20 protein-coding genes are annotated in these 26,093 nt (G+C 63.9%); 12 read left to right on the top strand and 8 right to left on the bottom strand.

What is annotated here, in order from left to right:
- Nucleotides 1–4 precede the first annotated feature (4 nt).
- From ACODRW_RS05200 to uhpC, 3 genes are all read left to right on the top strand, one after another.
- Entirely contained in the window at nucleotides 5–1,138 is a 1,134-nt protein-coding gene (locus tag ACODRW_RS05200; RefSeq protein WP_107799027.1) for a branched-chain amino acid ABC transporter substrate-binding protein, read from the top strand.
- Nucleotides 1,139–1,158: 20 nt separating this feature from the next.
- Nucleotides 1,159–1,959, top strand: coding sequence for an inositol monophosphatase family protein (locus tag ACODRW_RS05205; protein WP_107799028.1), 801 nt, complete (start codon nucleotides 1,159–1,161; stop codon nucleotides 1,957–1,959).
- Nucleotides 1,960–2,031: 72 nt separating this feature from the next.
- Complete coding sequence (uhpC, locus tag ACODRW_RS05210; RefSeq protein WP_107799029.1) at nucleotides 2,032–3,381, top strand: MFS transporter family glucose-6-phosphate receptor UhpC; 1,350 nt, start codon at nucleotides 2,032–2,034, stop codon at nucleotides 3,379–3,381.
- A gap of 3 nt (nucleotides 3,382–3,384) precedes the next feature.
- Here uhpC and ACODRW_RS05215 read toward each other — a convergent pair whose 3' ends face one another.
- From ACODRW_RS05215 to ACODRW_RS05245, 7 genes are all read right to left on the bottom strand, one after another.
- Nucleotides 3,385–4,779, bottom strand: a complete 1,395-nt coding sequence (locus ACODRW_RS05215) for an aminotransferase-like domain-containing protein (RefSeq protein WP_158274263.1) — start codon at nucleotides 4,777–4,779, stop codon at nucleotides 3,385–3,387.
- Between the two features lie 113 nt (nucleotides 4,780–4,892).
- On the bottom strand, nucleotides 4,893–6,254 hold the full coding sequence (ccoG, locus tag ACODRW_RS05220) for a cytochrome c oxidase accessory protein CcoG (protein WP_107799031.1): 1,362 nt from the start codon (nucleotides 6,252–6,254) through the stop codon (nucleotides 4,893–4,895).
- A gap of 288 nt (nucleotides 6,255–6,542) precedes the next feature.
- Nucleotides 6,543–7,172 carry a MarC family protein gene (locus ACODRW_RS05225; protein ID WP_019103674.1) on the bottom strand — a complete coding sequence of 210 codons (630 nt, stop codon included), beginning with the start codon at nucleotides 7,170–7,172 and terminating at the stop codon, nucleotides 6,543–6,545.
- A 143-nt stretch (nucleotides 7,173–7,315) separates the two neighbouring features.
- A complete protein-coding gene (gene dapE / locus ACODRW_RS05230) occupies nucleotides 7,316–8,449 on the bottom strand; it encodes a succinyl-diaminopimelate desuccinylase (RefSeq protein WP_107799032.1) in 1,134 nt (377 codons plus the stop codon).
- Complete coding sequence (locus tag ACODRW_RS05235; protein WP_488905294.1) at nucleotides 8,446–8,796, bottom strand: arsenate reductase; 351 nt, start codon at nucleotides 8,794–8,796, stop codon at nucleotides 8,446–8,448. The genes dapE and ACODRW_RS05235 overlap by 4 nt, the downstream gene beginning before the upstream one ends.
- An 8-nt stretch (nucleotides 8,797–8,804) precedes the next feature.
- Nucleotides 8,805–9,932 (bottom strand): PilT/PilU family type 4a pilus ATPase, encoded by a 1,128-nt coding sequence (locus tag ACODRW_RS05240; RefSeq protein ID WP_233246666.1) that lies wholly within the window; start codon nucleotides 9,930–9,932, stop codon nucleotides 8,805–8,807.
- 130 nt (nucleotides 9,933–10,062) lie between these two features.
- Nucleotides 10,063–11,745 carry a long-chain-fatty-acid--CoA ligase gene (locus tag ACODRW_RS05245; RefSeq protein ID WP_486636817.1) on the bottom strand — a complete coding sequence of 561 codons (1,683 nt, stop codon included), beginning with the start codon at nucleotides 11,743–11,745 and terminating at the stop codon, nucleotides 10,063–10,065.
- A 313-nt stretch (nucleotides 11,746–12,058) separates the two neighbouring features.
- On the opposite strand from ACODRW_RS05245, the gene rimP reads away from it, so the two are divergent.
- The 8 genes from rimP (at nucleotide 12,059) to ACODRW_RS05285 (ending at nucleotide 22,180) form a co-directional block, all read left to right on the top strand.
- On the top strand, nucleotides 12,059–12,484 hold the full coding sequence (rimP, locus tag ACODRW_RS05250; RefSeq protein ID WP_048409119.1) for a ribosome maturation factor RimP: 426 nt from the start codon (nucleotides 12,059–12,061) through the stop codon (nucleotides 12,482–12,484).
- A gap of 51 nt (nucleotides 12,485–12,535) precedes the next feature.
- The gene (gene nusA, locus ACODRW_RS05255; RefSeq protein ID WP_107799036.1) at nucleotides 12,536–14,014 is read left to right on the top strand and encodes a transcription termination factor NusA; all 1,479 of its coding nucleotides are present in this window, start codon (nucleotides 12,536–12,538) and stop codon (nucleotides 14,012–14,014) included.
- Between the two features lie 39 nt (nucleotides 14,015–14,053).
- Complete coding sequence (gene infB / locus ACODRW_RS05260) at nucleotides 14,054–16,987, top strand: translation initiation factor IF-2 (RefSeq protein ID WP_488905295.1); 2,934 nt, start codon at nucleotides 14,054–14,056, stop codon at nucleotides 16,985–16,987.
- 210 nt (nucleotides 16,988–17,197) lie between these two features.
- Nucleotides 17,198–17,617, top strand: a complete 420-nt coding sequence (rbfA, locus tag ACODRW_RS05265; protein ID WP_107800119.1) for a 30S ribosome-binding factor RbfA — start codon at nucleotides 17,198–17,200, stop codon at nucleotides 17,615–17,617.
- A complete protein-coding gene (gene truB / locus ACODRW_RS05270) occupies nucleotides 17,614–18,537 on the top strand; it encodes a tRNA pseudouridine(55) synthase TruB (protein WP_488905296.1) in 924 nt (307 codons plus the stop codon). Before rbfA ends, truB begins: the two co-directional genes overlap by 4 nt.
- Before the next feature lie 121 nt (nucleotides 18,538–18,658).
- Complete coding sequence (rpsO, locus tag ACODRW_RS05275) at nucleotides 18,659–18,928, top strand: 30S ribosomal protein S15 (protein ID WP_019104449.1); 270 nt, start codon at nucleotides 18,659–18,661, stop codon at nucleotides 18,926–18,928.
- Between the two features lie 193 nt (nucleotides 18,929–19,121).
- On the top strand, nucleotides 19,122–21,266 hold the full coding sequence (gene pnp, locus ACODRW_RS05280) for a polyribonucleotide nucleotidyltransferase (RefSeq protein ID WP_107800117.1): 2,145 nt from the start codon (nucleotides 19,122–19,124) through the stop codon (nucleotides 21,264–21,266).
- 212 nt (nucleotides 21,267–21,478) lie between these two features.
- Nucleotides 21,479–22,180 (top strand): hypothetical protein, encoded by a 702-nt coding sequence (locus ACODRW_RS05285; protein WP_488905297.1) that lies wholly within the window; start codon nucleotides 21,479–21,481, stop codon nucleotides 22,178–22,180.
- Nucleotides 22,181–22,259: 79 nt separating this feature from the next.
- On the opposite strand, the gene ACODRW_RS05290 is transcribed toward ACODRW_RS05285, so the two are convergent.
- Nucleotides 22,260–22,937 (bottom strand): DUF3313 domain-containing protein, encoded by a 678-nt coding sequence (locus tag ACODRW_RS05290; protein WP_227107495.1) that lies wholly within the window; start codon nucleotides 22,935–22,937, stop codon nucleotides 22,260–22,262.
- A 282-nt stretch (nucleotides 22,938–23,219) separates the two neighbouring features.
- Between ACODRW_RS05290 and ACODRW_RS05295 the strand changes: the two genes are divergently transcribed.
- Nucleotides 23,220–25,841, top strand: a complete 2,622-nt coding sequence (locus ACODRW_RS05295) for a family 20 glycosylhydrolase (protein ID WP_488905298.1) — start codon at nucleotides 23,220–23,222, stop codon at nucleotides 25,839–25,841.
- Nucleotides 25,842–26,093: the final 252 nt, after the last annotated feature.

The raw sequence follows: 26,093 nt of genomic DNA on the forward strand, positions 1-26,093 counted from the left end.
CGAGATGAAAACCATTTTCCCCCTGCGGGCGGCGCTCGCCGGCGCCGCGCTGCTGATCGGCGCCTGGCCGGCGGCCGCCGAAACCCTGGTCAAGATAGGCTTCGCCTCGCCCTTGTCCGGCCCGCAAGCCCATTACGGCAAGGACAATGAAAACGCCGCGCGGCTGGCGGTGGACGAATTGAACGCGCGCAAGCCGCAGATAGGCGGCCAGCCGGTGCGCTTCCAGTTGCTGGCGGAAGACGACCAGGCCGATCCGCGCATCGGCACCCAGGTGGCGCAACGCTTCGTCGACTCCGGCGTCAAGGCGGTGCTCGGCCATTTCAATTCCGGAGTGTCGATTCCGGCTGCGCGTCTTTACGCCGCCGCCGGCATTCCGCAGCTATCGGTGTCCACCAACCCGGCCTATACCCGGCAGGGCTACCGCACCGCCTTCCGGCTGGTGGGCAGCGACAGCCAGGTGGGCGCCGCGCTGGGCCGCTTCGCGGTGCAGACGCTGAAGGCGAGCAGCATCGTGGTGATAGACGACCGCACCGCCTACGGCCAGGGCATCGCCGACGAGTTCGCCAAGGCGGTGCAGGCCAGCGGCGGCAAGATCGCCCGCCGCGAGTACACCAACGACAAGGCCAGCGATTTTTCCGCCATCCTGACCGCGGTCAAGCCGCTGCGGCCGCAGGTGATCTTCTACGGCGGCGCCGACGCCCAGGCCGCGCCCATGGCCAAGCAGATGAAGCGGCTGGGTCTGGACGCGCGCCTGCTGGGCGGCGACATGCTGCAAACGCCCACCTTCCTCAGCCTGGCCGGCGACAGCGCCGGCGGCCACTTCGCCGGCATTCCCGGCGGCCAGTTGAACGACAGGCCGGCGGGCAAGGCTTTCCGCCAGCGCTATCAGGCGCGTTTCAAGCAGGATGTGGTGAGGCTGGGGCCGCAGTTCTACGACGGCATGATGATGGTGGCGGCCGCCATGCAGCAGGCGGGTTCGGTGGAGCCGGCGCGATTCATGCCGGTATTGGCCAAGCTCAGCTACGCCGGAGTCAGCACCGATTTTTCCTTTGACGCCAAGGGCGATCTCAACAAGGCGGCGGTGACGATTTCCGAAGTCAAGAACGGCCAGTGGACGACACGGGCGGTGATGCAGTGAGGCAGTGAAAGGAGGGTGGGATGAGGCGGTATGCCCAAGGACAATTGGATGAATGGCTGACATTCGCGCGGGAGCTGGTGGCGGACAGCCGCGGCTTGCTGGCTTCCCGTACCGACTGGAGTTCGCAGTTCAAGCCGGACCGCACTCTGGTGACTCAACTGGATCTGGAGATTGAGCAAAAGCTGCGCGAGCGCATCCTGCGGCGTTATCCGGACCACGGCGTGCTGGGCGAGGAGTTCGGCGCCAGGGAGCGGGACGCGGAATGGCTGTGGGTGCTGGACCCCATCGACGGCACCGCCTCCTTCATGGCCGGCATGCCGGTCTACGGCAGCCTGATCGCGCTCTTGCATCAGGGCGTGCCGGTGCTGGGCGTGATCGACCAGCCGGCCACCGACGACTGCTGGATAGGCCGTCGCGGCCTGCCCACCTTATTGTTCAAGCGCGACGGCGGCCGCGAATGCCGGACCCGAGCCTGCGCCAGCCTGGAGCGGGCCTTCGTCTCGGTCAGCAGCCCGGATTTTTTCCTGCCGGAAGAAAGGCCGGTATGGCAGGGCTTTTGCGAGCGCACGGGCTGGCGGGTCTACGGCGGCGCTTGCCGCAGCTACGGCCTGCTGGCTTCCGGGCGCACCGACCTGGCGCTGGACGCCGGCCTCAAGCTCTACGACTACGCGGCGATGCGGCCGGTGATCGAGGGCGCCGGCGGCGTGATCAGCGATTGGGAGGGTCGGGCGATCACGCTGGACAGCGGCAGCCGGGTAGTGGCGGCCGGCGATCCGGCCCGCCACCGCGAGGCGCTGGAGCTGATTCAGCGGCTGGCTTGAGGCAAGGCGCGCAAAGACGCGCCGGTCACAACGGCGCCGCCGTCGCGGTGGCGCGGACAGAGGAGAACGCACATGTCGCTGAGAACATGGCTGAGCTGGCTGCGCGCGCAGCCGGAGGCGCCGGTGGACAAGAACCAGGAGGAAATCAACGCCAGCTACCGCCATTGGCGCCTCCACATCATGTTGGGCTTGTACGCCGGCTACGCCGTCTACTATTTCACCCGCCGCAGTTTCAATTCCATCCTGCCGGCGATGCTGGACGACCTGGGCTGGGAGCGGGCCGCCGGCGGCGCCATCCTGTCGATGTTCTACATCGTCTACGGCGTGTCGCGCTTCGTGTCCGGCATGATGAGCGACTTCGCCAATCCGCGTTACTTCATGGGCCTGGGCCTGATCGCCACCGGCGTCATCAACATTCTGTTCGGCTTCAGCAGCAGCTTGCTGGCCTTTACCGCGCTGTGGACGCTGAACGCCTTCTTCCAGGGCTGGGGCTGGCCGCCGTGCGCCAAGTTGATGACGGCCTGGTACTCGCGCAACGAGCGCGGTTTCTGGTGGGCGATCTGCAATACCTCGCACAATGTCGGCGGCGCGCTGATTCCCTTGCTGGCGGGCGCCTTGGCGATGGCCTACGGCTGGCGCTACGGCATGATCGTGCCGGGGGTGATCGGCATCGCCGTCGGCCTGTTGCTGTGCGTCCGCCTGCGCGATCGGCCGGCGTCCATGGGCCTGCCGACGGTGGGGGCCTGGCGGCGGGACGAACTGGAGCTGGAGCAGGAGAGGAATAGCGCCAAGCTGCCGATGTGGCAGGTATTGCGGCGTTATGTGTTCGGCAACCGCTTCATCTGGCTGCTGGCCGCGTCTTATCTATTCGTCTACGTGGTGCGCATCGGCATCAACGATTGGGGCAACAAGTTTCTGCAGGAGCAGCACGGTTACGCGTTGCTGAAGGCCAACTCGGCGATTTTCTGGCTGGAGGTGGGCGGCTTCATCGGCACCATCGTCGCCGGCTGGGGCTCGGACCGTTTTTTCCGCGGCAACCGGGTGCCGATGAACATCATCTTCACCCTGGGCATCCTGCTGTCGGTGCTGCTGCTGTGGACCTTGCGGGTGGATCACTACCTGTTGATCGCCGGCAGCTTCTTCTTCATCGGTTTCTTTATTTTCGGCCCGCAGATGCTGATAGGCATGGCGGCGGCCGAGGCCGCGCACAAGGAGTCGGCGGGCGCGGCCACCGGTTTCGTCGGCGTGTTCGGCTATCTGGGGGCGGCGCTGTCCGGCTACCCGCTGGCCAAGGTGACCGACGCCTGGGGCTGGGACGGGTTTTTCCTGGCCTTGTCCGTGACCACCATGCTGTCCGCCGTCTTGCTGCTGCCCCTGCTGGGGCAGCGCAAGCGGGTCAAGCTGGCGGATGAGCGGATCTGAGGCTCAGCGGACGTTGGCCGGGCTGAGCAGCTCGGCCAGCAGGGGGACGCCGGAGCGGTGTTGCAGCGGATCGAAGAAGCTGAAGTTCAAGCGCATCGCGTTGCCGGTGTCCTGTCCCGGGGTGTGGAACATCTGGGACGGCGCGAAGTGCAGCCCCTGTTGCATCGCCATCGGCAGCAGGCGGCGGCAGTCGACGCCGGGCGGCAGCTCCACCCACAGGAAGTAGCCGCCCTGCGGCCGGGCCATCCGGCAGTCGGCCGGGAAATGGGCGGAGATCTGCTGTTGCAGCGCGGCCAGATTGTTTTGCAGACGCTGGCGCAACAGGCTGAGCATGTCCTCGTGATGGCCGCCGGCCAGCAAGCGCGCCAGCGCCATCTGGCTGGGCAGCGGGGTGGCCAGCGAGCTGCACAGCTTGAGGCCCAGAATGCTGTCGCGGAAGCGTCCGGCGGCGATCCAGCCCACGCGATAGCCGGGGGCCAGCGATTTGCTGAAGGAGGAGCAGTGCAGCACGCTGCCGCGCTGATCGAAAGCCTTGAGCGGCAAGGGCGCGCCTTCGCCGAAGTACAGCTCGCGATAGGTGTCGTCCTCGATGATGGGCACGCGGTGGCGTTCCGCCAGCGCCAGCAGCGCGGCTTTTTGCGAATCGCTCATCACCTGGCCGGTGGGGTGCTGGAAATTGGGCATGGCGATGATGCCGGCCGGCTGGTGCTGGATCAGCAGCGCCTCCAGCCGCTCCAGGTCCAGCGGCTGCCCCGGCGGACAGTTGAAGCCGACGGCGCGCAGTTCCAGGTGTTCCAGTTGTTCGAAGATGGGCGGGAAAGCCGGGGTGATCACCAGCATGCAGTCGCTGCCGCTGAGGCGGGCCACCGAGCGGATCGCCAGGTTCAGCGCCTCCATGCCGCCGCAGGTGATCAGCATTTCCTCGCCGTCCAGCTCCACGCCCTGGGCGAGATAGCGCAGCGCCAGTTCTCGGCGCAGCCCCTCGTAGCCCTCGCTGTCGGTGCTGGACAAGGCGTAGCGGTAATCGCTGAGCGCGCGGGTCAGCGCGCGGGTCAGCGGCGTGGTGTTGATCAATACCGGGTTCATGAACGGGCAGCCCCAGGGCATGGGCAGTGCCATGGTCAGGTGCTCGGCGCGGAACTCGCCCGGGTGGTCCGGCAGCGGCGGCGATTGGCGCAGCGACAGCGAGGACAGGCCCAGCACCCGGAAACCGGAGCGGGGCAGGGACTCGATCAGGCCTTGTTTCTCCAGCTCGGCGTAGGCGCGTTGGGCGGTGGTGATGCTGACCTTGTGGTCCAGGCATAGCTTGCGCAGCGAAGGCATGCGATCGCCGGGGCGCAGATGGCCTTGCTCGATGGCATGGCGAAAGCGCTGGCTCAGTTGACTGGTCTTGCTCATTGTATTCCTGGCGGTTGAGCCGCGGCGGCGTTGCGCCGCGGCATGACTCCTGATGGACTGCCTAGGGCCGCCGACGTTTGCTTGGCGCTGAAAAACATCGGCGGGTCCTAGATTCATTCGCCGATGAAGCTGGATTTTTCCCTGATCATACTACCGTCATGGCTCAGCGAGCTGACCACGAAGTAGATGTCGTGCGCGCCGCGGGTGGCGTGCTCGGGCTCGGCCTGCACTCGCACGGTGACGGTCTCGGTGCGGGTGGGCGCGACTTCGACCACCTGGCCCGGCTTGTCCAGCCTCAGGCTGGGCAGGCCTTCCACCTGGATCTTGAAGCGCTGCGCCTGTTCGCTGGTGTTGATCAGCTTCAGGTTATAGCTGTTTTCCAGCAGGCCGTCGTCGGTGGCGCGCACCAGGACCGCGCGGTCGCGCAGCACGTCCACCTTGAACGGTTTTTTCAGGATCAGCGCGGTGGTGGACAGGGCGATGATGCCGGCCAGCAAGCTGGAGTAGACGATGACCCGCGGGCGATGGCTGCTGCTGGGGCGTTCCGGCTTGCCGGCGGCTTCCAGCGCGGCGGCGCTGGTGTAGCTGATCAGCCCGCGCGGCGCATGGATCTTGTCCATTACCTGATCGCAGGCGTCGATACAGGCGGCGCAGCCTATGCACTCGTATTGCAGGCCGTTGCGGATGTCGATGCCGGTGGGGCAGACCTGGACGCAGATGCCGCAATCGATGCAGCTGCCGCGCGCCTTGTCGGCCGCCTGCTTGCTCTTGCCGCGTGGTTCGCCGCGGCGGTTGTCGTAGGAGATGATCAGGGTGTCGTTGTCGAACATCGCGCCCTGGAAGCGCGCGTACGGGCACATGTGCAGACAGACCTTCTCGCGCAGCACGCCGGCCAGCAGCCAGGTGAAACCGCCGTAGAACAGGATCCAGAAGCTTTCCCACGGGCCGTAGGCCAGGCTGGGCGCGGCGGCGGCCAGCTCGCGCACCGGGGTGAAGTAGCCGACCAGGGTGAAGCCGGTGATCAGCGAGAACAAGCCCATCAGCCCGTGCGACAGCGTCTTGCGCGTGAACTTGTTCACGCTCATCGGCGCCGCGTCCAGTTTGCGGCGGGCGTTGTGATCGCCCAGGGTCAGCCGTTCTATCCACAACATGATCTGGGTGTAGACTGTCTGCGGACAGCTGTAACCGCACCAGAGCCGGCCGGCCAGCGCGGTCCACAGGAACAGGCCCAGCGCGCAGATCACCAGCAAGGCGGCGAAGAAGATGAAGTCCTGCGGCCAGAAGGTGAGGCCGAAGATCAGGAAGCGATGTTGTTCCAGATCCAGATGCACAGCCTGCCTGCCGTTCCACTGCAACCAGGGCAGGCCGAAGAACGCCAGTTGGGTAGCGAGAACCATGAACACCCGAACGTTGTTGAAGCGGCCGGTGGTCAGGCGCGGATAGATTTTGATGGGGACGGCTTGCTGGCTAGACATGGCAAAATGACCATTGGATGAAAACCCCTTATTAGTACTGCTTGGGATCGGTACAAACAATGAACAGTTGTCTTTGAAAATGTGTATACAGCGCCGTCTGTCTATATACAGATGCGGGCTTGGGCTTGAGCGTGGACATGGAAAACCCCAAGTAAAAACAAGGGGTTTTCCATGCGGCGAACGGGCGGAGCCCGGGTCTTGCCCCGCTTTGTCTGGTATTGAACGCCAGGCGCTGTGCTGATCGCCTCAGCACAATAATCCTGCCGAGTTTGTGGGTTTTTTGGGATTTTATCGTGCAAGCTGCGGAAAAAGCCGGTAAATCCCATCCACGATGATTTCCACCGACACCGCCGCCAGCAGCATGCCCATCACCCGGTTGACGATGTTGATGCCGGTCTGCCCCAGCAGGCGGGACAAGGGCGAGGCCAGCACCAGCGCGCCGTAGCAGGTGATGGCCACCAGCAAACTGCTTACCAAAAGGTAAACCACCTGTACCCACGACGAGGCCGTCGTCGCATAGATGATCACGGTGGAGATGGTGCCCGGGCCGGTCATCAGCGGGATGGCCAGCGGCACCACGGCGATATTGGTCTTGGTTTCCGCTTCCTCGCGCTCCACCTTGGTGGTCTTGGTCGGTCCCGGTTTGGCGTTCATCAGCGCGATGGCGATCAGCATCACCAACAGGCCGCCGCCCACCTGGAAAGAGCCGACGCTGATGCCGAGAAAGCGCAGCAGGGTCTCGCCGACGACGGCGAACAGGCAGAGCACGATGGCCACGGCGATGGCCGTGGTCTTGGCGATCTTCTTGCGCTCCAGCTGATTGGAGGTGGGCGTCAGACTGATGAAGATGGGAATGGCGCCCAGCGGATTGACCAGCACCAGCAGCGCGATGAATATTTTTGCGATTTCGACTTCCATGGTTCGGATCATACCTTTCGCTGGAGGCCGCCGCATTCAGGCGGGAGACGAGAAGCGTCGACGCCGCGCCACGGCGGCGCGCCGCAAAGCAAAAAAACCGGCCGCGCCAGGCGCAACCGGTTTCAGCATAGCCGGAATTCGGCTTAGTCAGTGTTCAGCAGCAGTTCCAGCGTGTGGCGATAGATGGCGGACAAGGGCTCGACATCGGCCGCCTCCACGCACTCGTTCAGCTTGTGGATGGTGGCGTTGACCGGGCCGAACTCCACCAGCTCGCGCGCGATGCGCTTGATGAAGCGGCCGTCGGAGGTGCCGCCGGTGGTGGAGAGCTCGGCCCGGCGGCCGGTGGCGTCGGCGATGGCGAGGCCAAGCGCCTCGGTGAGCTTGCCCGGCTGCGTCAGGAAAGGCTGGCCGGACAATTGCCAGTGCAACTCATAGCCCAGGCCGTGGCGGTCCAGAATGGCGCAGACGCGCTCCTTCAGCGATTCCGCGCTGCTCTCCGGCGAGAAGCGGAAGTTGAAGCGGATGTCGCAATGGCCGGGGATGATGTTGCTGGCGCCGGTGCCCGCATGGATGTTGGACACCTGCCAGCTGGTGGGCGGGAAAAAGGCGTTGCCCTCGTCCCAGCGCGTCTCCGCCAGTTCGGCCAGCGCCGGCGCCATCAGGTGAACCGGGTTCTTGGCCAGGTGCGGATAGGCGATGTGGCCCTGGATGCCGTGCACGATCAAATGGCCGGACAGCGAGCCGCGGCGGCCGTTCTTGATGGTGTCGCCCAGCGCCTGGTCCGAGGTGGGCTCGCCGACGATGCAATAATCTATGGTTTCGCCGCGCGCCTCCAGCGCGTCCACCACCTTGACGCTGCCGTCCACCGCCACGCCTTCCTCGTCCGAGGTGATCAGGAGGGCGATGGAGCCGGGGTGTCCGGGATGGCGGGCGACGAAGTCTTCGCAGGCGGTGACGAAGGCGGCCAGCGAGGCTTTCATGTCGGCGGCGCCGCGGCCGTAGAGCAGGCCGTTGCGGATGGTGGGTTCGAAGGGCGGGCTGTCCCATTGCTCCAGCGGACCGGTGGGCACCACGTCGGTGTGGCCGGCGAAGCAGACCAGCGGAGCTGCGTCGCCGCGGCGGGCCCAGAAGTTGTCGACCTCGCCGAAACGCATGCGCTCCACGCGAAAGCCTATGGCTTCCAAGCGGGCGATCATCAATTCCTGGCAGCCCTGGTCGCGCGGGGTGACCGAATCCAGCCGGATCAGCTGCCGCGCCAATTCTAAGGTTGCGCTCATTTCAGCAGGCGCTCCGCCCAGTCGGCTTCGACGAAGCCGACGCTGATTTTGCCGCCGGCGTCCAGCACCGGGCGCTTGATCACCGAGGGATTGGCCTGCATCAAGGCCAGCGCGGCCGGCAGTTGCTCTGCGCCGGCCTTGGCCTCGTCCGGCAGCGCACGCCAGGTGGTGCCCTGGCGGTTGATCAGCTTGGCGAGGCCGACCGCGGCGGCCCAGCGCTCCAGGCTGGCGGCGTCCGCGCCTTGTTTCTTGAAATCATGGAAGTGGTAGTCGAGGCCGTTGTCGCTCAGCCATTGGCGCGCTTTTTTGACGGTGCTGCAATTGGGTATGCCGTAAAGAGTAATCATGGGTGGGTTTACAGGTCCAGTTTGATGCTGTCGAAGCTTGGCGGCTCGCCGCCGGCTTGCTTATCGTCGCCGCTCGCCGCTTTTTCCTTGCTCTGATTGATCAACCAGTACAAGTTGGTGGGCGAGTCGGCGTTTCTCAGGGCCTCGTCCAGGCTGATGCGCCCCGTGCTGTAGAGCCGGTACAACGCCTGTTCGAAGGTTTGCGAGCCATCGCTCATGCTGCTTTCGATGGCTTCCTTGATTTTGTCTATCTCTCCGTTTCGGATCAACTCCGAAATGCGCGCGGTGTTGATCAGGATTTCGATCGCCGGCACCCGGGCGCCGTCCACCGTGGGGATCAGCCGTTGCGAAACCACCGCCTTCAGCGCGGAGGACAGGTCCATCAGCAAGGCGGCGCGGCTTTCCGCCGGGAAGAAGTTGATGACCCGGCTCAGCATGTGATAGCTGTTGTTGCCGTGCAGCGTGGAGATGCACAGATGGCCGGACTGGGCGTAGGTCACCGCCTGGGTTAGGGTTTCCGGGTCGCGGATCTCGCCTATCATCAGCACGTCCGGCGCCTCGCGCATCGCGTTTTTCAGCGCGCGGGCGTAGGAGAGGGTGTCGAAGCCCACTTCGCGCTGGTTGACGATGGACTTGTCGTGGCGGAACAGGAATTCGATCGGGTCTTCCACGGTGAGGATGTGGCCGCTCATGCTCTGATTGCGGGTTTGCAGCATGGCCGCCACGGTGGAGCTTTTGCCGGAACCGGTGGAGCCGACCACCAGGATCAGGCCGCGCTTGAGCTTGATCAGTTCGCTGAGCACCGGCGGCAGCTGCAAATGCTCCAGCGACGGAATATTGGGCAGGATGTAGCGCACCACCATGCCCACCGAGCCGCGTTGCCAGAAGATATTGATGCGGAAACTGCCGAGGCCGGGCACCGGGTGGCCCAGATTCATTTCGCGTTCCTGTTCGAAGACGCCGATTTCCTCTTCGCTCATCAGGCTGTAGGCCAGCTGTTTGACCATATCCGCGGTCAGCGGTTTTTCGTTCATCGGCAGCAGCTCGCCGTTCTGCTTGATCATCGGCGGGGAGAAGCTGGTGAAGAACAGATCGCTGGCGCGGCGTTCGGCCATCAATTTGAAAAACGGCAGCATCAACATAATCGTGCACCCGAAGCGGCAAGGTTTATCAATGGAACGGTTCTTTAAAGTGTAGCCGGCCCGCGCCCAAAAAAAACGCCGCCCGACAGCGCGGGCGGCGGCGATTTCATGGCGTCCGCATGGATCAGGCGGGTTTGGCGCCGCTGTTCTCGTCGCGCAGCGCGCGGCGCAGAATCTTGCCGACATTGGTCTTGGGCAGCTCGTCGCGGAATTCCACCAGCTTGGGCACCTTGTAGCCGGTCAGATTGTCGCGGCAGTGCTGGATGATGTCTTTTTCCGTCAGCGCGCGGTCTTTGCGCACCACGAAGACCTTGACCACCTCGCCGGACTTGTCGTCCGGCACGCCGATGCAGGCCACTTCCAGCACGCCGGCGTGGCCGGCCACCACGTCTTCGATCTCGTTGGGGTAAACGTTGAAGCCGGACACCAGGATCATGTCCTTCTTGCGGTCCACCAGTTTGACGAAGCCGTCCGGCGTCAGCATGGCCATGTCGCCGGTGGCGAGGAAGCCGTCCGGGCTCAGCACCTTGGCGGTTTCGTCCGGGCGGTTCCAATAGCCTTTCATCACCTGAGGGCCGCGGATGCACAGCTCGCCCTGCTCGCCGGGGGCCACTTCCTCGCCCTCGGGGCCGCGCAGCTGCATCTCGGTGGAGGGCACCGGCACGCCGATGGTGCCGTTGTAGGCGGCGAGATCCAGCGGGTTCATGCACACGGCCGGGCTGGCCTCGGTCAGGCCGTAGGCTTCCACCAGAGTGACGCCGGTCACTTGCTTCCACTTGTCCGCCACCGCTTTTTGCACCGCCATGCCGCCGCCCAGCGCCAGGCGCCAGGTGGAGAAGTCGAGCTTGGCGAATTCCGGATTGTTCAGCAGCGCGTTGAACAGGGTGTTGACCCCGGTCATGCAGGTGATCGGGTACTTGCCCATTTCCTTGATGAAGCCGGGGATGTCGCGCGGATTGGTGATCAGGATGTTGAGCGCCCCCACTTCGGTGAACACCATCAGATTCGCGGTCAAGGAGAAGATGTGATAGAGCGGCAGCGCGGTGACGATGATTTCCTGTCCCGGGCGGATCACCGGCTTCACCCACTCGCCGGCTTGCAGCATATTGGCGACGATATTGCGGTGAACCAGCATCGCGCCCTTGGAGACGCCGGTGGTGCCGCCGGTGTATTGCAGGAAGGCGATGTCGTCGTGGCCCAGCTCCACCGGCCGGTAGGGCGCGCGCGCGCCGCGGGACAGGGCGTCGCCGAAGCGGACATGGCCGGGCAGGCGCCACGGCGGCACCATCTTCTTGACCTTGCGCACCACGAAGTTGACCAGCATGCCCTTGGCGAAGCCCAGCATCTCGCCGATGGAGGCCACGATCACGTGCTTGACCTGGGTGCGTGGCAGCACCTGCTCCAGCACGCTGGCGAAGTTCTCCAGGATCACGATGGTTTCCGCGCCGGAGTCCTTCAGCTGATGCTCCAGCTCGCGCGGGGTGTACAGCGGATTGACGTTGACCACGGTGCCGCCGGCGCGCAAGGTGCCGAACACCGCGACCGGATATTGCAGCAGATTGGGCATCATCACCGCCACGCGGTCGCCCTTCTGGAGCTTCAGCTCATGCTGCAGATAGGAGGCGAACTGGCCGGAGAGCTGGTCCATCTCGCGGTAGCTGAGTTCTTTGCCCATGCAGGCCAGGGCGGGGCGGTCATGGAATTTCTTGACGCTGCGGTCGAAGACTTCGACCACGGATTGAAACTGGTTGATGTCGATTTCGTGAGCTACGCCCGGCTGGTAGTTTTTGAGCCACACCTTTTCCATAAATCCCGGTTTCTCCATCGTGCTGGTTAACGAGAGTCGCGCCAGCGTATCGCGCGCCGGCGGGCGTCGTACCTATTTGGTGACTATATATTTGTTATGTCGCGGCGGCTTGGCCGCTCATGACGTCAAACTGCTGTTTGAGTGCCCGGTAATGTACCGTAACTGGAACCGCTCGCAAAGAAGTCCGGCGCAAACAGCCGTCCGGTCCCGTTGGAGGCGGGCGGTTCGCCGGTTTTCTTTTTCAATGGAATAGGTTACAATCGCGTCGGTTAGGGATGGGCGTTTCGCCCATTTTTTATTTGTGGAAAAAGCAATGGATGTTCGTTTGCTGCTGGAAAACACCCTGCCGGGTCTGGGCTACGAGTTGGTCGATTTCGAAATGACCCCAGGGGGCGGTTTTCGCGTTTTTATCGACAAGCCGGGTGGCATCACCGTGGAAGATTGCGTCCAGGTGAGCAATCACTTCACCCGCCTTTTCATGGTCGAGAACATCGACTACGAGCGACTCGAAGTGTCTTCGCCGGGCTTGGACCGTCCGCTGAAGAAAGAGGCTGATTTCGTCCGCTTCGCCGGTAAGCTTGCCAAGATCAAGACGCGCATGCCGATCGAGCAGCAGAAGAAATTTACCGGTCGTCTTGCCGGGGTCGAGGAAGACTCTGTGAAGCTGGATGTGGATGGCCGCATCGTGGCGATTCCGTTTGCCAATATCGACAAGGCCAGGCTGGAGCCTGAGTTTTGATGTCTGGACGGCCATAAGCCACGCAAAAGGACAAAAATCGGAGAGGAATGAATGAGTCGCGAGATTTTGTTGCTGGTGGATGCCCTGGCGAGCGAAAAGAATGTCAGCAAGGATGTGGTGTTCTCCGCCCTTGAGATGGCGCTTGCCTCGGCAACCAAGAAAAAGTTTACCGATGACGAGATGGACGTGCGCGTCGAAATCGACCGCCACAGCGGTCAATATCAGACCTTCCGCCGCTGGTTGGTGGTGGAAGACGAGCTGCTGGAATCGGAAAGCAAGGAAATCGGCGTAATCGACGCGCGCGAGCGCGATCCGCGCATTGAAGTGGGCGCGTTCATCGAGGAGCCGATGGAGGCGGTGGAGTTTGGCCGCATCGGCGCGCAAACCGCCAAGCAAGTGATCCTGCAACGCATTCGCGACGCTGAGCGCGAGCAGCTGCTGAACGAGTTCCTGCAGCGCCGCGAGCACCTGGTGACCGGCACCATCAAACGCATCGAGCGCGGCAACGCCATCGTGGAATGCGGCAAGCTGGAAGCGGTGCTGCCGCGCGATCAGATGATCCCCAAGGAAAACCTGCGCGTGGGCGACCGCGTCAAGGCTTTCCTGTTGCGCATCGATCGTCTGGGTCGCGGCCCGCAGCTGGTGCTGTCGCGCACCTCTCCGGATTTCCTGACCAAGCTGTTCGAGCTGGAAGTGCCGGAAATCGACGAAGGCCTGCTGGAGATCAAGGCCGCCGTGCGCGACGCCGGCATGCGCGCCAAGATCGCCGTCAAGGCCAACGACGCGCGCATCGATCCGCAGGGCACCTGCATCGGCATGCGCGGTTCCCGCGTTCAGTCGGTCAGCCAGGAGCTGGGCGGCGAGCGCATCGACATTGTGCTGTGGGCGCCGGAACCGGCTCAGTTCGTGATCAACGCGCTGTCGCCGGCTGAAGTCAGCCGCATCATGGTGGACGAAGACAACCACAGCATGGACGTGGTGGTGGAGGAGGAGCAACTGGCGCTGGCCATCGGCCGCAGCGGCCAGAACGTCAAGCTGGCCGCCGAGTTGACCGGCTGGTACCTCAACATCATGACCGTTGCCGAGGCTGAAGAAAAGCATCAGGCGGAAGACGCCGCCGTGCGTGATCTGTTCGTGAGCGCCCTGGGCGTGAGCGAAGACGTCGCCGCCGTACTGGTGCAAGAAGGCTTTGCCGCTTTGGAAGAAGTGGCGTATGTGCCGATTGCGGAGATGCTGGAGATTGAAGGGTTTGATGAGGAGCTGGTCAACGATCTGCGCATCCGCGCGCGTGACGCTCTTTTGACACAGGCTATTGCGTCCGAAGAAAAGGTGGAAAGCGTTTCCGATGGCCTGCGCGATATCGAGGGCCTGGACGCCGAGCTGGTTCGCAAGCTGGCCGAAGGCGGCGTGATCACCCGCGACGATCTGGCCGATTTGGCCGTGGACGATCTGGTGGACATGACCGGCATGGAGGCCGAGACCGCCCGCGCCGTCATCATGAAGGCGCGCGAGCACTGGTTCGACCAGTAAGGCCTGTCCGGAAAGAATTTACAGAATTTGGGAAGACGCATGGTTTTGACAAACGTAAAACAATTTGCCAGTGAGCTTAACCTCACACCGGAACGCCTGCTGGAACAGCTGGGCGCGGCCGGCGTGAGCAAACGCTCGCCGGATGACGCGCTATCCGCGCAAGACAAGTCCCAGCTTCTTGACTATCTGAAGCGCTCCCACGGCGCGCGCGACGAAGAGTCGCGCATCGCCCTGACGCGCAAGTCCACCAGCGAGATCAAGACCGCCGACGGCAGCACCGTCAAGGTGGAGACCCGCAAGAAGCGCTTCGTGGTGCGTCCGGAAGAGGCGTCCGCGGCTCAGCCCGCCGCGGCCGAGTCCAGCCCGGCCGAGCCGGTGAAGGCGCCGGAACCGGCGCCGGCTCCGGCGGTGGAAGCCAAGCCCGAACCGAAACCGGAAATCAAGCCCGAGCCCAAGCCGGAACCGGCTCCGCAAGCCGCGGAAGCCAAGCCCGAGCCCAAGCCGGCTGAAGCGCCGCGCCAGGAAGCCGCCAAACCGGCCGCTCCCAAGCCGGCCGCTCCGGCGCAGCGTCCGACCGTGGCCTCCATCCTGAGCCCGGAAGAAATCGCCGCTCGCGAAGCCGAGGAAAAGCGCCAGGCCGCTTTCCGCGCCCGTCAGGAAGCGCTGATGCGCGAAAAGATCGAGCGCGAAGAGCGCCGCCAGGCCGCGCGCCAGGCCGCCTTGCAACCGCCGCCGGCTCCCGAGCCGGTGCGCGCCGCTGAGCCGCCGGCTCGCCGCGAAGAACCGCGCCGCGACGACCGTCGTCCGGCCGGCGCCGGCGACAACCGCGGCCCGCGCCCGGCTGGCGACAACCGTGGCCCGCGTCCGGCTGGCGACAACCGCGGCCCGCGCCCGGCTGGCGACAACCGTGGTCCGCGCCCGGCTGGCGACAACCGCGGCCCGCGTCCGGCTGGCGATAACCGCGGTCCGCGCCCGGCTGCTGCCGGCGCGCCCGGCGCCCCGGCGGTTCCGGCCACCGTGGCCGGCCGTCCCGACGCCAAGAAAGGCGGCGGCGGCAAGAAGGGCGGCGATCGCTGGGACGAAGGCAAGAAGGGCGGCCGCGGTCTGAGGACCAAGGGCGGCGATGCCGGCAACGACTGGAAATCCCGCGGCGGCAAGAACCGTCACAAGCAGAACAATCAGCACGCCTTCCAGGCGCCGACCGAACCCATCGTGCATGAAGTGCTGGTGCCGGAAACCATTTCCGTCGCCGATCTGGCGCACAAGATGGCCGTCAAGGCCGTCGAGGTGATCAAGGCGCTGATGAAGATGGGCATGATGGTGACCATCAACCAGGTGCTGGACCAGGAAACCGCGATGATCGTGGTGGAAGAAATGGGTCACGTGCCGAAGGCGGCTCAGGCCGACGATCCGGAAGCCTACCTGGAACTGGGCGGCGCCGAGTCCGCGGTGGAAGTCGTGGAACTGCCGCGCTCCCCGGTGGTGACCGTGATGGGTCACGTCGACCACGGCAAGACCTCGCTGCTGGACTACATCCGCCGCGCCAAGGTCGCCGCGGGCGAAGCCGGCGGCATTACTCAGCACATCGGCGCTTACCACGTGGAAACCCCGCGCGGCATGATCACCTTCCTGGACACCCCGGGTCACGAAGCGTTTACCGCGATGCGTGCCCGCGGCGCCAAGGCCACCGACATCGTGGTGCTGGTGGTGGCGGCCGACGACGGCGTGATGCCGCAAACCATCGAAGCCATCCACCACGCCAAAGCGGCCAAGGTGCCGATGGTGGTGGCGGTGAACAAGATCGACAAGCAGGGCGCCAACGTCGAGCGCATCCGTCAGGAACTGGTATCGCATGAAGTGGTGCCGGAAGACTGGGGCGGCGACACTCAGTTCGTCGAAGTGTCGGCCAAAATGGGCCAGAACATCGACGCGCTGCTGGAAGCCATCCTGCTGCAAGCCGAAGTGCTGGAGCTGAAGGCTCCGGTGGAAGCGCCGGCCAAGGGCATCATCGTCGAGGCTCGCCTCGACAAGGGCCGCGGCCCGGTGGCCACCTTGCTGGTTCAATCCGGCACCCTGAAGAAGGGCGACGTGGTACTGGCCGGCACCGCCTTCGGCCGCGTCCGCGCGATGATGGACGAAAACGGCAAGGCCATCGAATCCGCCGGTCCGGCGATTCCGGTGGAGATCCTGGGTCTGTCCGACGTGCCGCAAGCCGGCGAAGACGCGATGGTGCTGACCGACGAGAAGAAGGCGCGTGAAATCGCCCTGTTCCGCGCCGGCAAGTTCCGCGACGTGCGTCTGGCCAAGCAGCAGGCGGCCAAGCTGGAGAATATGTTCGCGCAGATGGCGGAGGGCGAGGTGCAAACCCTGTCCATCATCATCAAGGCCGACATGCAAGGTTCCTACGAAGCGCTGGCCGGCAGCTTGCAAAAGCTGTCCACCGACGAAGTGCGCGTGGGCATCCTGCACTCCGGCGTGGGCGGCATCTCGGAATCCGACGTCAACCTGGCGATCGCCTCCAAGGCCATCGTGATCGGCTTCAACACCCGTGCCGATGCCGCCGCCCGCAAGCTGGCGGAGAGCGAAGGCGTGGACATCCGCTACTACAACATCATCTATGATGCGGTGGACGAAGTGAAAGCGGCGCTGTCCGGCATGCTGGCTCCGGAGAAGAAAGAACAGATCCTGGGCACGGTGGAAATCCGTCAGGTGATCCCGGTGTCCAAGGTGGGCAATATCGCGGGTTGCATGGTGACCGACGGCATGATCAAGCGCACCGCTTCGATCCGTCTGATCCGCAACCACGTGGTGGTGCACACCGGCGAACTGGACTCCCTGAAGCGCTTCAAGGACGACGTGAAGGAAGTGAAGCAGGGCTACGAATGCGGCCTGATGCTGAAAAACTTCAACGACATCCAAGAAGGCGACCAGCTGGAAGCGTTCGAAATCGTGGAAGTGGCGCGCTCTCTGTAAGCGAGACGCCAAGGGCGGGCGCCGGTCTGACCGTGAGGTCGGCGGGCGCTCGCCTTTTTTCTTGTTTGAATTAGCCACGGAAGTACACGGAATGAATGGCGCTGAATGAGGGGGCCTGATTCGGTGGACAAGGGGGCGCGCCGCCGATGCGCGTTTTCCGTGCCGTTCCGTGTGCTTCCGTGGCTAATTAATCAATTTATTGGAAATGCTATGGCCAAAGCCAAAAAAGGTTTCTCCCGTTCCGACCGCATCGCCGAGCAGATTCAGCGCGAACTGGCGGAACTGACCCGCAAGGGCCTGAAAGATCCGCGCGCCGGTTGGATCACCATCACCCTGGTGCAAGTGACCCGCGACTATTCGCACGCCAAGGTGTTCTACACCGTGATGGACGAGAAGACGCGCGAAGCCACCCAGGAGGCGCTGGAAAGCTCGGCCGGCTATCTGCGCTCCGAGCTGGGCCGCAGCATCAAGATCTTCACCACGCCGCAGCTGCACTTCGTCTACGACGAATCGGTGGAGCGCGGCATGCATATGACCAGCCTGATCAATCAGGTGGCGCGCGAGGACGCCGAGAAGTTCGGCGGCCAGGAAGCCGCGGCCGGCGAGGACGGCGCCGAGGGCAAGGAATGAGCAAGCCGCGCAGCAATCGCCGCCTGATAGACGGCGTGCTGCTGATCGACAAGCCTTACGACATCTCCAGCAACGGCGCGCTGCAAAAGGCGCGCTGGCTGCTGAACGCCGCCAAGGCCGGCCATACCGGCGTGCTGGACCCGCTGGCCACCGGCCTGCTGCCGGTCTGCCTGGGCGAGGCCACCAAGTTTTCCTCCTATCTGCTGGACGCGGACAAGGGCTACCGCGCCACGGTGAAGTTCGGCGTGGTGACCACCACCGGCGACGTGGAGGGCGAGGTGGTGTCCGAACGTCCGGCGGCTTTCGACCGCGACGGCCTGCTGGCGGCGATGGCGGCCTTCCGCGGCGAAATTTCCCAGGTGCCGCCGATGTATTCGGCGCTCAAGCATCAGGGCAAGCCCTTGTACGAGTACGCGCGCGCCGGCATCGAGATCGAACGCGAGGCGCGGCGGGTGCATATCCGCAAGCTGGAGTTGATCAGCCTGGACGGCGACACCGCGGTGATCGACGTGCTGTGCAGCAAGGGCACCTATATCCGCACTCTGGCCTGCGACATCGGCGAAGCCCTGGGCTGCGGCGCGCATCTGACCGGCCTGCGCCGCACCGCCACCGGCGGTTTTTCGCTGGACGAGGCCTTGCAACTGGCGGATATCGAAGCGCTGGAAATGCCGCAGCGCGAGGCCTTGCTGTTGCCGGCGGACATCCTGGTGCGCCATCTGCCCGAGGCGGAACTGGCGGCCGAGGAGGCCGGTAAATTCATGCACGGACAGCCCGTGCGTTTTACCGAAAAATGTGCGAAAATGCAGCGTTTCCGGATTTACCGCGAGGGAAGCCGGGAATTCTTGGGGCTGGGCGAGGCGCGCGACGATGGTCGCCTGCATCCGATCCGGCTCCTGGCGAGCAAGGCGGCGACGTCTTGAACGCCGACGGCCGCAAGGCCGCTTTACCGGAGTGTTGATGGGTTGCGAGGGTTTCGGCCTTGGCTGCTCGCTGCACTTGTCGGGTTGAAAGACCCCTACTGATAATTTGGAGTTACCCCAAATGGCAATGACCGCCGCTCAAAAAGCAGACATCGTTAAAGACTTCCAGCGCAGCGAAGGCGACACCGGTTCGTCCGAAGTGCAAGTGGCTCTGTTGACCGCTCGCATCAACGACCTGACCCCGCACTTCAAAGCCAACACCAAGGACCACCACAGCCGTCGTGGCCTGTTGAAGCTGGTAAGCCGTCGCCGTCGTCTGCTGGATTACCTGAAGCGCACCGATGCCGATAGCTATCGCGCATTGATCGCTCGCCTGGGCCTGCGCAAGTAAGGTTGGGTTTTGGAAAAGTCGCAGCGTGCTGCGACTTTTTCATGCCGCATGCAAGATCGCGAGCATTATTGCTGTAACAACGGGGGGAGCCTCTAAAAATTCGGATCGGCGCTGTTGGTCGGAATTTTTAGGGGTTCCCGTTGTTTTTTCGGCTTGCGATTATTTGTCACACACAAAGAAATAGGGAAACCCTGTGTTCAATAAAATCACCAAGTCTTTCCAGTACGGCCGTCACACCGTCACCCTGGAAACCGGCGAAGTCGCCCGTCAGGCGTCTGGTTCCGTCATCGTCTCCGTTGAAGACACCGTCGTGCTGGTCTCCGTGGTGGGCGGCAAGAACGTCAAGCCGGGCCAGGACTTCTTCCCGCTGACCGTGGATTACCTGGAGCGCACCTACGCCGCCGGCAAGATCCCGGGCGGTTTCTTCAAGCGCGAAGGCAAGCAGTCCGAGAAGGAAGTGCTGACCAGCCGCCTGATCGACCGTCCGATCCGCCCGCTGTTCCCGGAAGGCTTCTTCCACGACGTGCAGATCGTCGCCACCGTGATGTCGCTGAATCCTGAAGTGGATTCCGACGTTCCGGCGATGATCGGCGCTTCCGCCGCTCTGGCCATTTCCGGCCTGCCGTTCGCCGGCCCGATCGGCGCCGCCCGCGTGGGCTACGCCAATGGCGAATACATCCTGAACCCGACTCGCACCGAGCTGGCCGCGTCCGAAATGGATCTGGTGGTCGCCGGCACCGAGCGCGCGGTGCTGATGGTGGAATCCGAAGCCAAGGAACTGCCGGAAGCCGTGATGCTGGGCGCCGTGGTGTTCGGTCACGAGCAGATGCAAGCCGCGATCAAGGCCATCAACGAACTGGCCGACGAAGTGAACCCGGTGATGTTCGACTGGGCCGCTCCGGTGGCCGATGAGGCGCTGATCGCCCAAGTGCGCGCCATCGCCGGCGAGCAACTGGCCAACGCCTTCCGCCTGCGTCAGAAGCAAGCCCGCACCGTGGCCATCAACGAAGCCTGGAGCGCGGTCAAAGCCGGTCTGATCGACGAAAACACCGACACCCTGAAGGCCAATGAGATCAAGGGCATCTTCAAGGGCCTGGAAGCCGAAATCGTTCGCGGCCAGATCCTGGCCGGCGATGCGCGCATCGACGGTCGCGACACCCGCACCGTGCGCCCGATCAGCATCCGCAACAACGTGCTGCCGCGCACCCACGGTTCCGCGCTGTTCACCCGCGGCGAAACCCAAGCCATGGTGGTGACCACGCTGGGCACCAAGCAGGACGAGCAGATCATCGACGCGCTGGCCGGCGAATACACCGAGCGCTTCATGCTGCATTACAACTTCCCGCCGTACTCCACCGGCGAAGCCGGCCGCATGGGCCCGCCGAAGCGCCGTGAAATCGGCCACGGCCGCCTGGCCAAGCGCGCGCTGGTTGCCGTGCTGCCGCCGGAATCGGAATTCGGCTACTCGATGCGCGTGGTGTCGGAAATCACCGAATCCAACGGCTCCTCGTCGATGGCTTCCGTGTGCGGCGGCTGCCTGTCGCTGCTGTCCGCCGGCGTGCCGCTGAAGGCGCACGTGGCCGGCATCGCCATGGGTCTGATCCTGGAAGGCAACCGCTTCGCGGTGCTGACCGACATCCTGGGCGATGAAGATCACCTGGGCGACATGGACTTCAAAGTGGCCGGTACCGCCGCAGGCGTGACCGCGCTGCAGATGGACATCAAGATCCAGGGCATCACCAAGGAAATCATGCAGGTGGCGCTGGATCAGGCCAAAGAAGGCCGCATGCACATCCTGGGTCTGATGAAGGAAGCCGTGGACGGCCCGCAAGAGCTGTCCGCTCACGCTCCGCGTCTGTACGTGATGAAGATCAACCCGGACAAGATCCGCGAAGTGATCGGCAAGGGCGGCGAAACCATCCGCTCCATCACCAAGGACACCGGCTGCGAGATCAATATCGAGGAAGACGGCACCATCACCATCGCTTCGGTCAGCAACGAAGGCGCGGAAGCCGCCAAGAAGCGCATCGAAGAGATCACCGTTGAAGTGGAAGTGGGCAAGGTGTACGAAGGCACCGTGGTCAAGATCCTCGACAACAACGTCGGCGCCATCGTGTCCATCCTGCCGGGCAAAGATGGTCTGGTCCACATTTCCCAGATCGCCAACGAGCGCATCAAGAACGTGGCCGACTATCTGAAAGAAGGCCAGGTCGTGAAGGTCAAGGCCATCGAAATGGACGACCGCGGCCGCATCCGCCTGTCCATCAAGGCCCTGCTGGAAGAAGAAGCCAAGACCGCGCAGGCGACTGCCGATTCCTTCGGTCTGAAAACCCAGTAAGCCAGCCTGAGCGCCGCTCCGATACGGAACGGCCGCCGGCTAGCATCACCCCCTGCCATGGCAGGGGGTTTTTTTACGTCCGCTTTTAGCGCTTGCTTATTGCCGTCATGTAGGGTCTTTATGTTTGTCGTGCTAACTTACATGTCTTTTGATTGGAATGTTATGCATGAAAATGACAAAATGAGAGGCTTTTGAATATTAGGAATGGGTTGATGATGAGAAAATTATTGTTTTGCGCCTTGGTGTTCAATCTATTGCTAGCCAATGTCGGTATCGCCGAAAGTTTGAAAACCCGCTATGGCACGGTTTCTGAAGATGGCGCTGGCCAACTGCACTTAGGCAAGAAACTACTGCATGACGCGGATGGTAATAATATTTATCTGCAAGGAAGCTTTCAGCTCAAGGACAAGGATGTGGTCTTGTTCAATAGCCATTGCGGTGGCAGCGGCTGTGAGGAGCAAAGCTTTTATCTGCTGACGGTAAGCAAGGGAGGTGCCAGCAAAAAATTCAAGCTGGGGGATTTCTCCATGGGTGCCGAGGCGACCGCCCGTGTTGAAGGCGAACGTTTGAAAGTGGTTTTCAGTCCGGAAAACGGTAGACAGGAAACCGTGGTTTTTGATGGTGAAAAGCCGGCGAAGACGGTTAAGCGCATCAAGTCCAAAGCGGAACTCAGCAAGGAGAACTGCCAGTGGGTTTATAAGTACGCCGATTCATGTGTGGACGCCGGTCAAAACGGAAATGATTGTAATGCGAAGCTGCGCGATAATTTTCCCGGCTGGAGCGCACGCGGTATCGCCGAGCTTGACGATAGCTACAAGCCGGCGGCCTTCGATAAGGCTTGCCGTTCAATGTGTCTGGCCAAGCGTAAGAATATGGGCTTTGATGCTTTTGCCAAGAGCGTGTGCAAATCGTGATGTTCTAGCTTCTAAAGAGAGCTTGGATATAAAAATGCCGGTACCCGTGGAAGGGGCCGGCATTTTTCATGGTCAGCGTTCAGGGCTGGGCCGGCTTGATCGCCATCCCGCGCGCCAATAGCCGGGCGCTGTCGCGGCACCAGTCGTCGATCAGGCTTTCCAGGCTTTCCAGCTTGACCGCCTCGCCGCGCTGGCGGCTCTTGTCGCTTTTGCGCAGATTGACGCTGCCGGCCAGCAGCTTGCCGTTATTGGCGTCTTCCAGTTGTCCCATGCTGGCCACCTTGGTCAGATAGGGTTCCTTGCCGGCGGCCAGCCGGCCCAGATTGAACACCGCCTTGATCGGCAGGATGTCCAGCGGCTCCACGCCCGGCCGTTCCTGAGCCATGCCGGTGACGGCCACGCGCAGGCGGGCGCTGTCCGGCAGCGCCTCGCGGCTGACCGGGATGCCGACCTTGTGCAATTCCTCGGTCATCCGTCGCTGAAAATAGGCGGCGATCCGGTTTTCCTCGCCGCTCTGCAGCAATTGCCAATCGCCGTCAGCCTGGTGGCGCATGAAGTACAGCGGTTCCACCACGATGGATTTGTAAGCGCTCAGCTGCGCGTCCGGAGCCCGGTACAGCTTTTGCGAGGCGTCGCGGTCCGCTGCCTTGAAGGCGGTCAGCGGCAGGCTGAACACGGTCTGCGGGGCCGCGGCGTCTTGGGCCAGAGCGGGCAGGGCGGCCAGCAACAGCAGGCCGAAGGTGAGGGTCTTGCGCATGAGGCGTTCCTGTTTCATGGGGTATGAGGCTTGCGGCGATGCTTGCGGCAACCGCGGCTAGACCGGCGGCGCGGCGCGGGCGTTCCCCGGCTTCACACATCTTTGCATTCCGCCATCATCATGCTAGCAGCCGGCCAGGGCGATGCGCGATTTTGATCTTGAGCATTGAATACCACATTAATACCAGTTAGCCTGTGCCCACGGTGGCATGCGGATGACGATTGGGAGTCGCGGCGATAGCGTTTCGCCGCGCGGCGCGCCACGCAAATCGCAGAGGTGAGCATGAGGACGAAACAACTATTGGCGGCGGGCCTGTTGTCGGCCAGCGCGCTGGCTTGGGCGCAGCCGGATGTCGCGGCGATGGCGCGGGACCTGTCGCTGGCGGTGGCGGTGGACAGCAATAAGGGCGCGGCCGCCGGCGCGCGCTGCGTGGAACTGGGCGCGGACTGGGGCAGTTGCCTGAAAGGGCGGCTGATCCTGCAAAACCATGGCCGGTCCGCGGTCCCGGCCAAGGACTGGACCTTGTACCTGCACAGCATCCGGCGGCTGCTGCGCGTGGACAGCCCGGACTTCGAACTGAGTCATCTGACCGGCGATCTGTATCGGCTGACGCCCAAGCCGGGCTTCGCCGGCATCGCCGCCGGCGCCAAGCTGGAACTGCCCTTGGTGGCCGAGTACTGGATGTTGCACAACAGCGACGTGCTGCCGCGGCCTTATCTGGTAACCGACGGCCAGGCGCCGGCGGTGCTGGCGCGCAATGACGACGACGACGCCAGCTATCTGCTGCCGCTGCCGGGCGATGAATGGAAGTCGCCGGCGGGCGAGGCGCGGCCCCTGATGGACGCCGCCGAGCGTTATCGCGAATTCGCGCGCCGCGGCCCGCAATTGGCCGCCGCCGATGTGGCCGCGCGGGTGATTCCCGCCGCGCTGCGCGTCAAGCCGGACGGCGGCAAGACGGCGGCCGCGGGGCTGAGCTGGCGGCTGCCGGCGCTGGCTCCGGACGCGCGCGCGGCGCTGGCGCAACGCAGCCGCCAGCTGGGCCTGGCCGGGCAGGGCCTGCCGGTCAGCGGCGCGGTGGTCAAGGGCCTGCCGGCCGACATCGCCGTCGCCGGCGGTTACCGCTTGCGGGTGGGGCGCGGCGGCGCGCGCATAGACGCGCATGACGCCGCCGGCCTGTTCTACGGCGCGCAGACCCTGCTGGGCCTGATGCCGCAAGGCGGCGGCGAGATCCCGACGCTGACGGTGGAGGACGCGCCGCGCTACGCGCACCGCGGCTTCATGGTGGACGTGGCGCGCAATTTCCGTCAGCCGGCCACGCTCAAGCGCCTGATCGAACAGATGGCCGCCTACAAGCTCAACAAGCTGCATCTGCATCTGTCCGACGATGAAGGCTGGCGCTTGCAGATCAACGGCCTGCCGGAATTGACCGAGGTCGGCGCGCGCCGCTGTCACGATCTGAACGAGGACCGCTGCCTGCTGCCGCAACTGGGGTCCGGTCCGGACAACCGTTCCGGCGGCGGCTATTTGAGCCGCGAGCAGTATGTGGAATTGCTGCGTTACGCCAAGGCGCGCTTCATCGAGGTGATTCCGGAAATCGACATGCCGGCGCACGCGCGCGCGGCGGTGATGGCGATGGAGCGGCGTTATCGCCACCTCAGTCAGTTGGAGCAGCCGGAAGCCGCCTCCGCCTACCGGCTGATCGATCCGCAAGACCGTTCCAACACCTTGTCGGTGCAATTCTACGACCGTCACACCTATGTCAATCCCTGCGTGCCCGGCGTGCCGCGCTTCGTCGACAAAGTGGTGTCGGAAGTGGCCGCCATGCACCGCGAGGCCGGCGCGCCGCTGGCGGTCTGGCACTTTGGCGGCGACGAGGCCAAGAACATCTTGCTGGGCGGCGGTTTCCAGGACCTGTCCGGCCAGGACCCAGGCAAGGGCAAGATCAAGCTGGCGGAGCAGGACAAGCCCTGGGCGCGCTCGCCGGCCTGCCGCGCGCTGCTGGCGGAGCGGCCGGGGAAAACCGTCGCCGATCTGCCCTTGCAGTTCGCCGAGGACGTCAGCCGCATCCTGGCGCGGCACGGCATCGCCACGATGGGCGCCTGGCAGGACGGTTTGAAAGGCGCGAAATCGCCCAAGGATTTCGCCACCGCCAAGGTGATGGTCACCGAGTGGGACGCCTTGTTCTGGGGCGCGGCCAAGGAGGCGCACGAGTTCGCCAACAAGGGTTTCCAGACCGTGCTGGCGATGCCGGATTATTTGTACTTCGACTTCCCCTATGAGTTGAACCCCAAGGAACGCGGCTATTACTGGGCCTCGCGCGCTACCGACAGCTATAAGGTGTTCAGCTTCGCGCCGGACAATCTGCCGCAGAACGCCGAGGTGATGACAGACCGTCAGGGCAAGGCCTTCGAAGTGCCCAGCGAGGCGGCGCCGGCGCGCTTCGCCGGCATCCAGGGTCAGGCCTGGAGCGAGGTGATGCGCAGCGACGCCCAGTTTGAATACATGGCCTATCCGCGGCTGCTGGCATTGGCCGAGCGCGCCTGGCACCGCGCGGGCTGGGAACGGCCTTATCGCCAGGGCGAGCGTTATCAGCTGGGCGTCAGCCATCTGGTGGACCGCGCGGCCTTGAACCGGGATTGGCAGCAGTTCGCCGCGGTGCTGGGCTGGCGCGAGGCGGCCAAGCTGGAGCGCGCCGGCATCGGTCTGCGCATCGCGCCGCCGGGCCTGGCGAGCGGGGCGGCGGCGGTGCTGACGGAGTTCCCCGGCCAGGCGCTGCAGTTCTCGCCGGACGGGCGCAACTGGACGCCGTACCGGCCGGGCCTGGGCGCGGAAGCGCCTTATTGGCGCGGCGTCAGCGGCGACGGCGCGCGCTTTAGCCGGCAGGAGGCGCGCGGCGGCGACTGAGCGCCGATGCGGGCAAGGTAAGGACGCTCGGGCCGCCGGTCCGGGCGTTTTTCATGGCTGAGCGGTTTCCCGGCGTTGATAAGACAATAGAGTTGATCTATCTTGATGATCCCGCAGCGCGCCGGAGGGCGGCGTTTACAGCCGGATTGAGCACAGTTGCCCTCTGTAATGGATGTTGTCGGACAAAATTTATTGCGCTGTATCAAAGAATGTATACGCCGGTGTCGCAAACCGGATATGGATTTGCGACGG

It is taken from the genome of Chromobacterium sp. FG89, assembly GCF_057808735.1.

What these genes read in the sequence shown, in the direction of transcription:
- ACODRW_RS05200 (WP_107799027.1), top strand. Translation starts at nt 5, where the DNA reads ATGAAAACCATTTTCCCCCTGCGGGCGGCGCTCGCCGGCGCCGCGCTG.
- ACODRW_RS05205 (WP_107799028.1), top strand. Translation starts at nt 1,159, where the DNA reads ATGAGGCGGTATGCCCAAGGACAATTGGATGAATGGCTGACATTCGCG.
- uhpC (WP_107799029.1), top strand. Translation starts at nt 2,032, where the DNA reads ATGTCGCTGAGAACATGGCTGAGCTGGCTGCGCGCGCAGCCGGAGGCG.
- ACODRW_RS05215 (WP_158274263.1), bottom strand. Translation starts at nt 4,779, where the DNA reads ATGAGCAAGACCAGTCAACTGAGCCAGCGCTTTCGCCATGCCATCGAG.
- ccoG (WP_107799031.1), bottom strand. Translation starts at nt 6,254, where the DNA reads ATGTCTAGCCAGCAAGCCGTCCCCATCAAAATCTATCCGCGCCTGACC.
- ACODRW_RS05225 (WP_019103674.1), bottom strand. Translation starts at nt 7,172, where the DNA reads ATGGAAGTCGAAATCGCAAAAATATTCATCGCGCTGCTGGTGCTGGTC.
- dapE (WP_107799032.1), bottom strand. Translation starts at nt 8,449, where the DNA reads ATGAGCGCAACCTTAGAATTGGCGCGGCAGCTGATCCGGCTGGATTCG.
- ACODRW_RS05235 (WP_488905294.1), bottom strand. Translation starts at nt 8,796, where the DNA reads ATGATTACTCTTTACGGCATACCCAATTGCAGCACCGTCAAAAAAGCG.
- ACODRW_RS05240 (WP_233246666.1), bottom strand. Translation starts at nt 9,932, where the DNA reads ATGCTGCCGTTTTTCAAATTGATGGCCGAACGCCGCGCCAGCGATCTG.
- ACODRW_RS05245 (WP_486636817.1), bottom strand. Translation starts at nt 11,745, where the DNA reads ATGGAAAAGGTGTGGCTCAAAAACTACCAGCCGGGCGTAGCTCACGAA.
- rimP (WP_048409119.1), top strand. Translation starts at nt 12,059, where the DNA reads ATGGATGTTCGTTTGCTGCTGGAAAACACCCTGCCGGGTCTGGGCTAC.
- nusA (WP_107799036.1), top strand. Translation starts at nt 12,536, where the DNA reads ATGAGTCGCGAGATTTTGTTGCTGGTGGATGCCCTGGCGAGCGAAAAG.
- infB (WP_488905295.1), top strand. Translation starts at nt 14,054, where the DNA reads ATGGTTTTGACAAACGTAAAACAATTTGCCAGTGAGCTTAACCTCACA.
- rbfA (WP_107800119.1), top strand. Translation starts at nt 17,198, where the DNA reads ATGGCCAAAGCCAAAAAAGGTTTCTCCCGTTCCGACCGCATCGCCGAG.
- truB (WP_488905296.1), top strand. Translation starts at nt 17,614, where the DNA reads ATGAGCAAGCCGCGCAGCAATCGCCGCCTGATAGACGGCGTGCTGCTG.
- rpsO (WP_019104449.1), top strand. Translation starts at nt 18,659, where the DNA reads ATGGCAATGACCGCCGCTCAAAAAGCAGACATCGTTAAAGACTTCCAG.
- ACODRW_RS05285 (WP_488905297.1), top strand. Translation starts at nt 21,479, where the DNA reads ATGATGAGAAAATTATTGTTTTGCGCCTTGGTGTTCAATCTATTGCTA.
- ACODRW_RS05290 (WP_227107495.1), bottom strand. Translation starts at nt 22,937, where the DNA reads ATGCGCAAGACCCTCACCTTCGGCCTGCTGTTGCTGGCCGCCCTGCCC.
- ACODRW_RS05295 (WP_488905298.1), top strand. Translation starts at nt 23,220, where the DNA reads ATGAGGACGAAACAACTATTGGCGGCGGGCCTGTTGTCGGCCAGCGCG.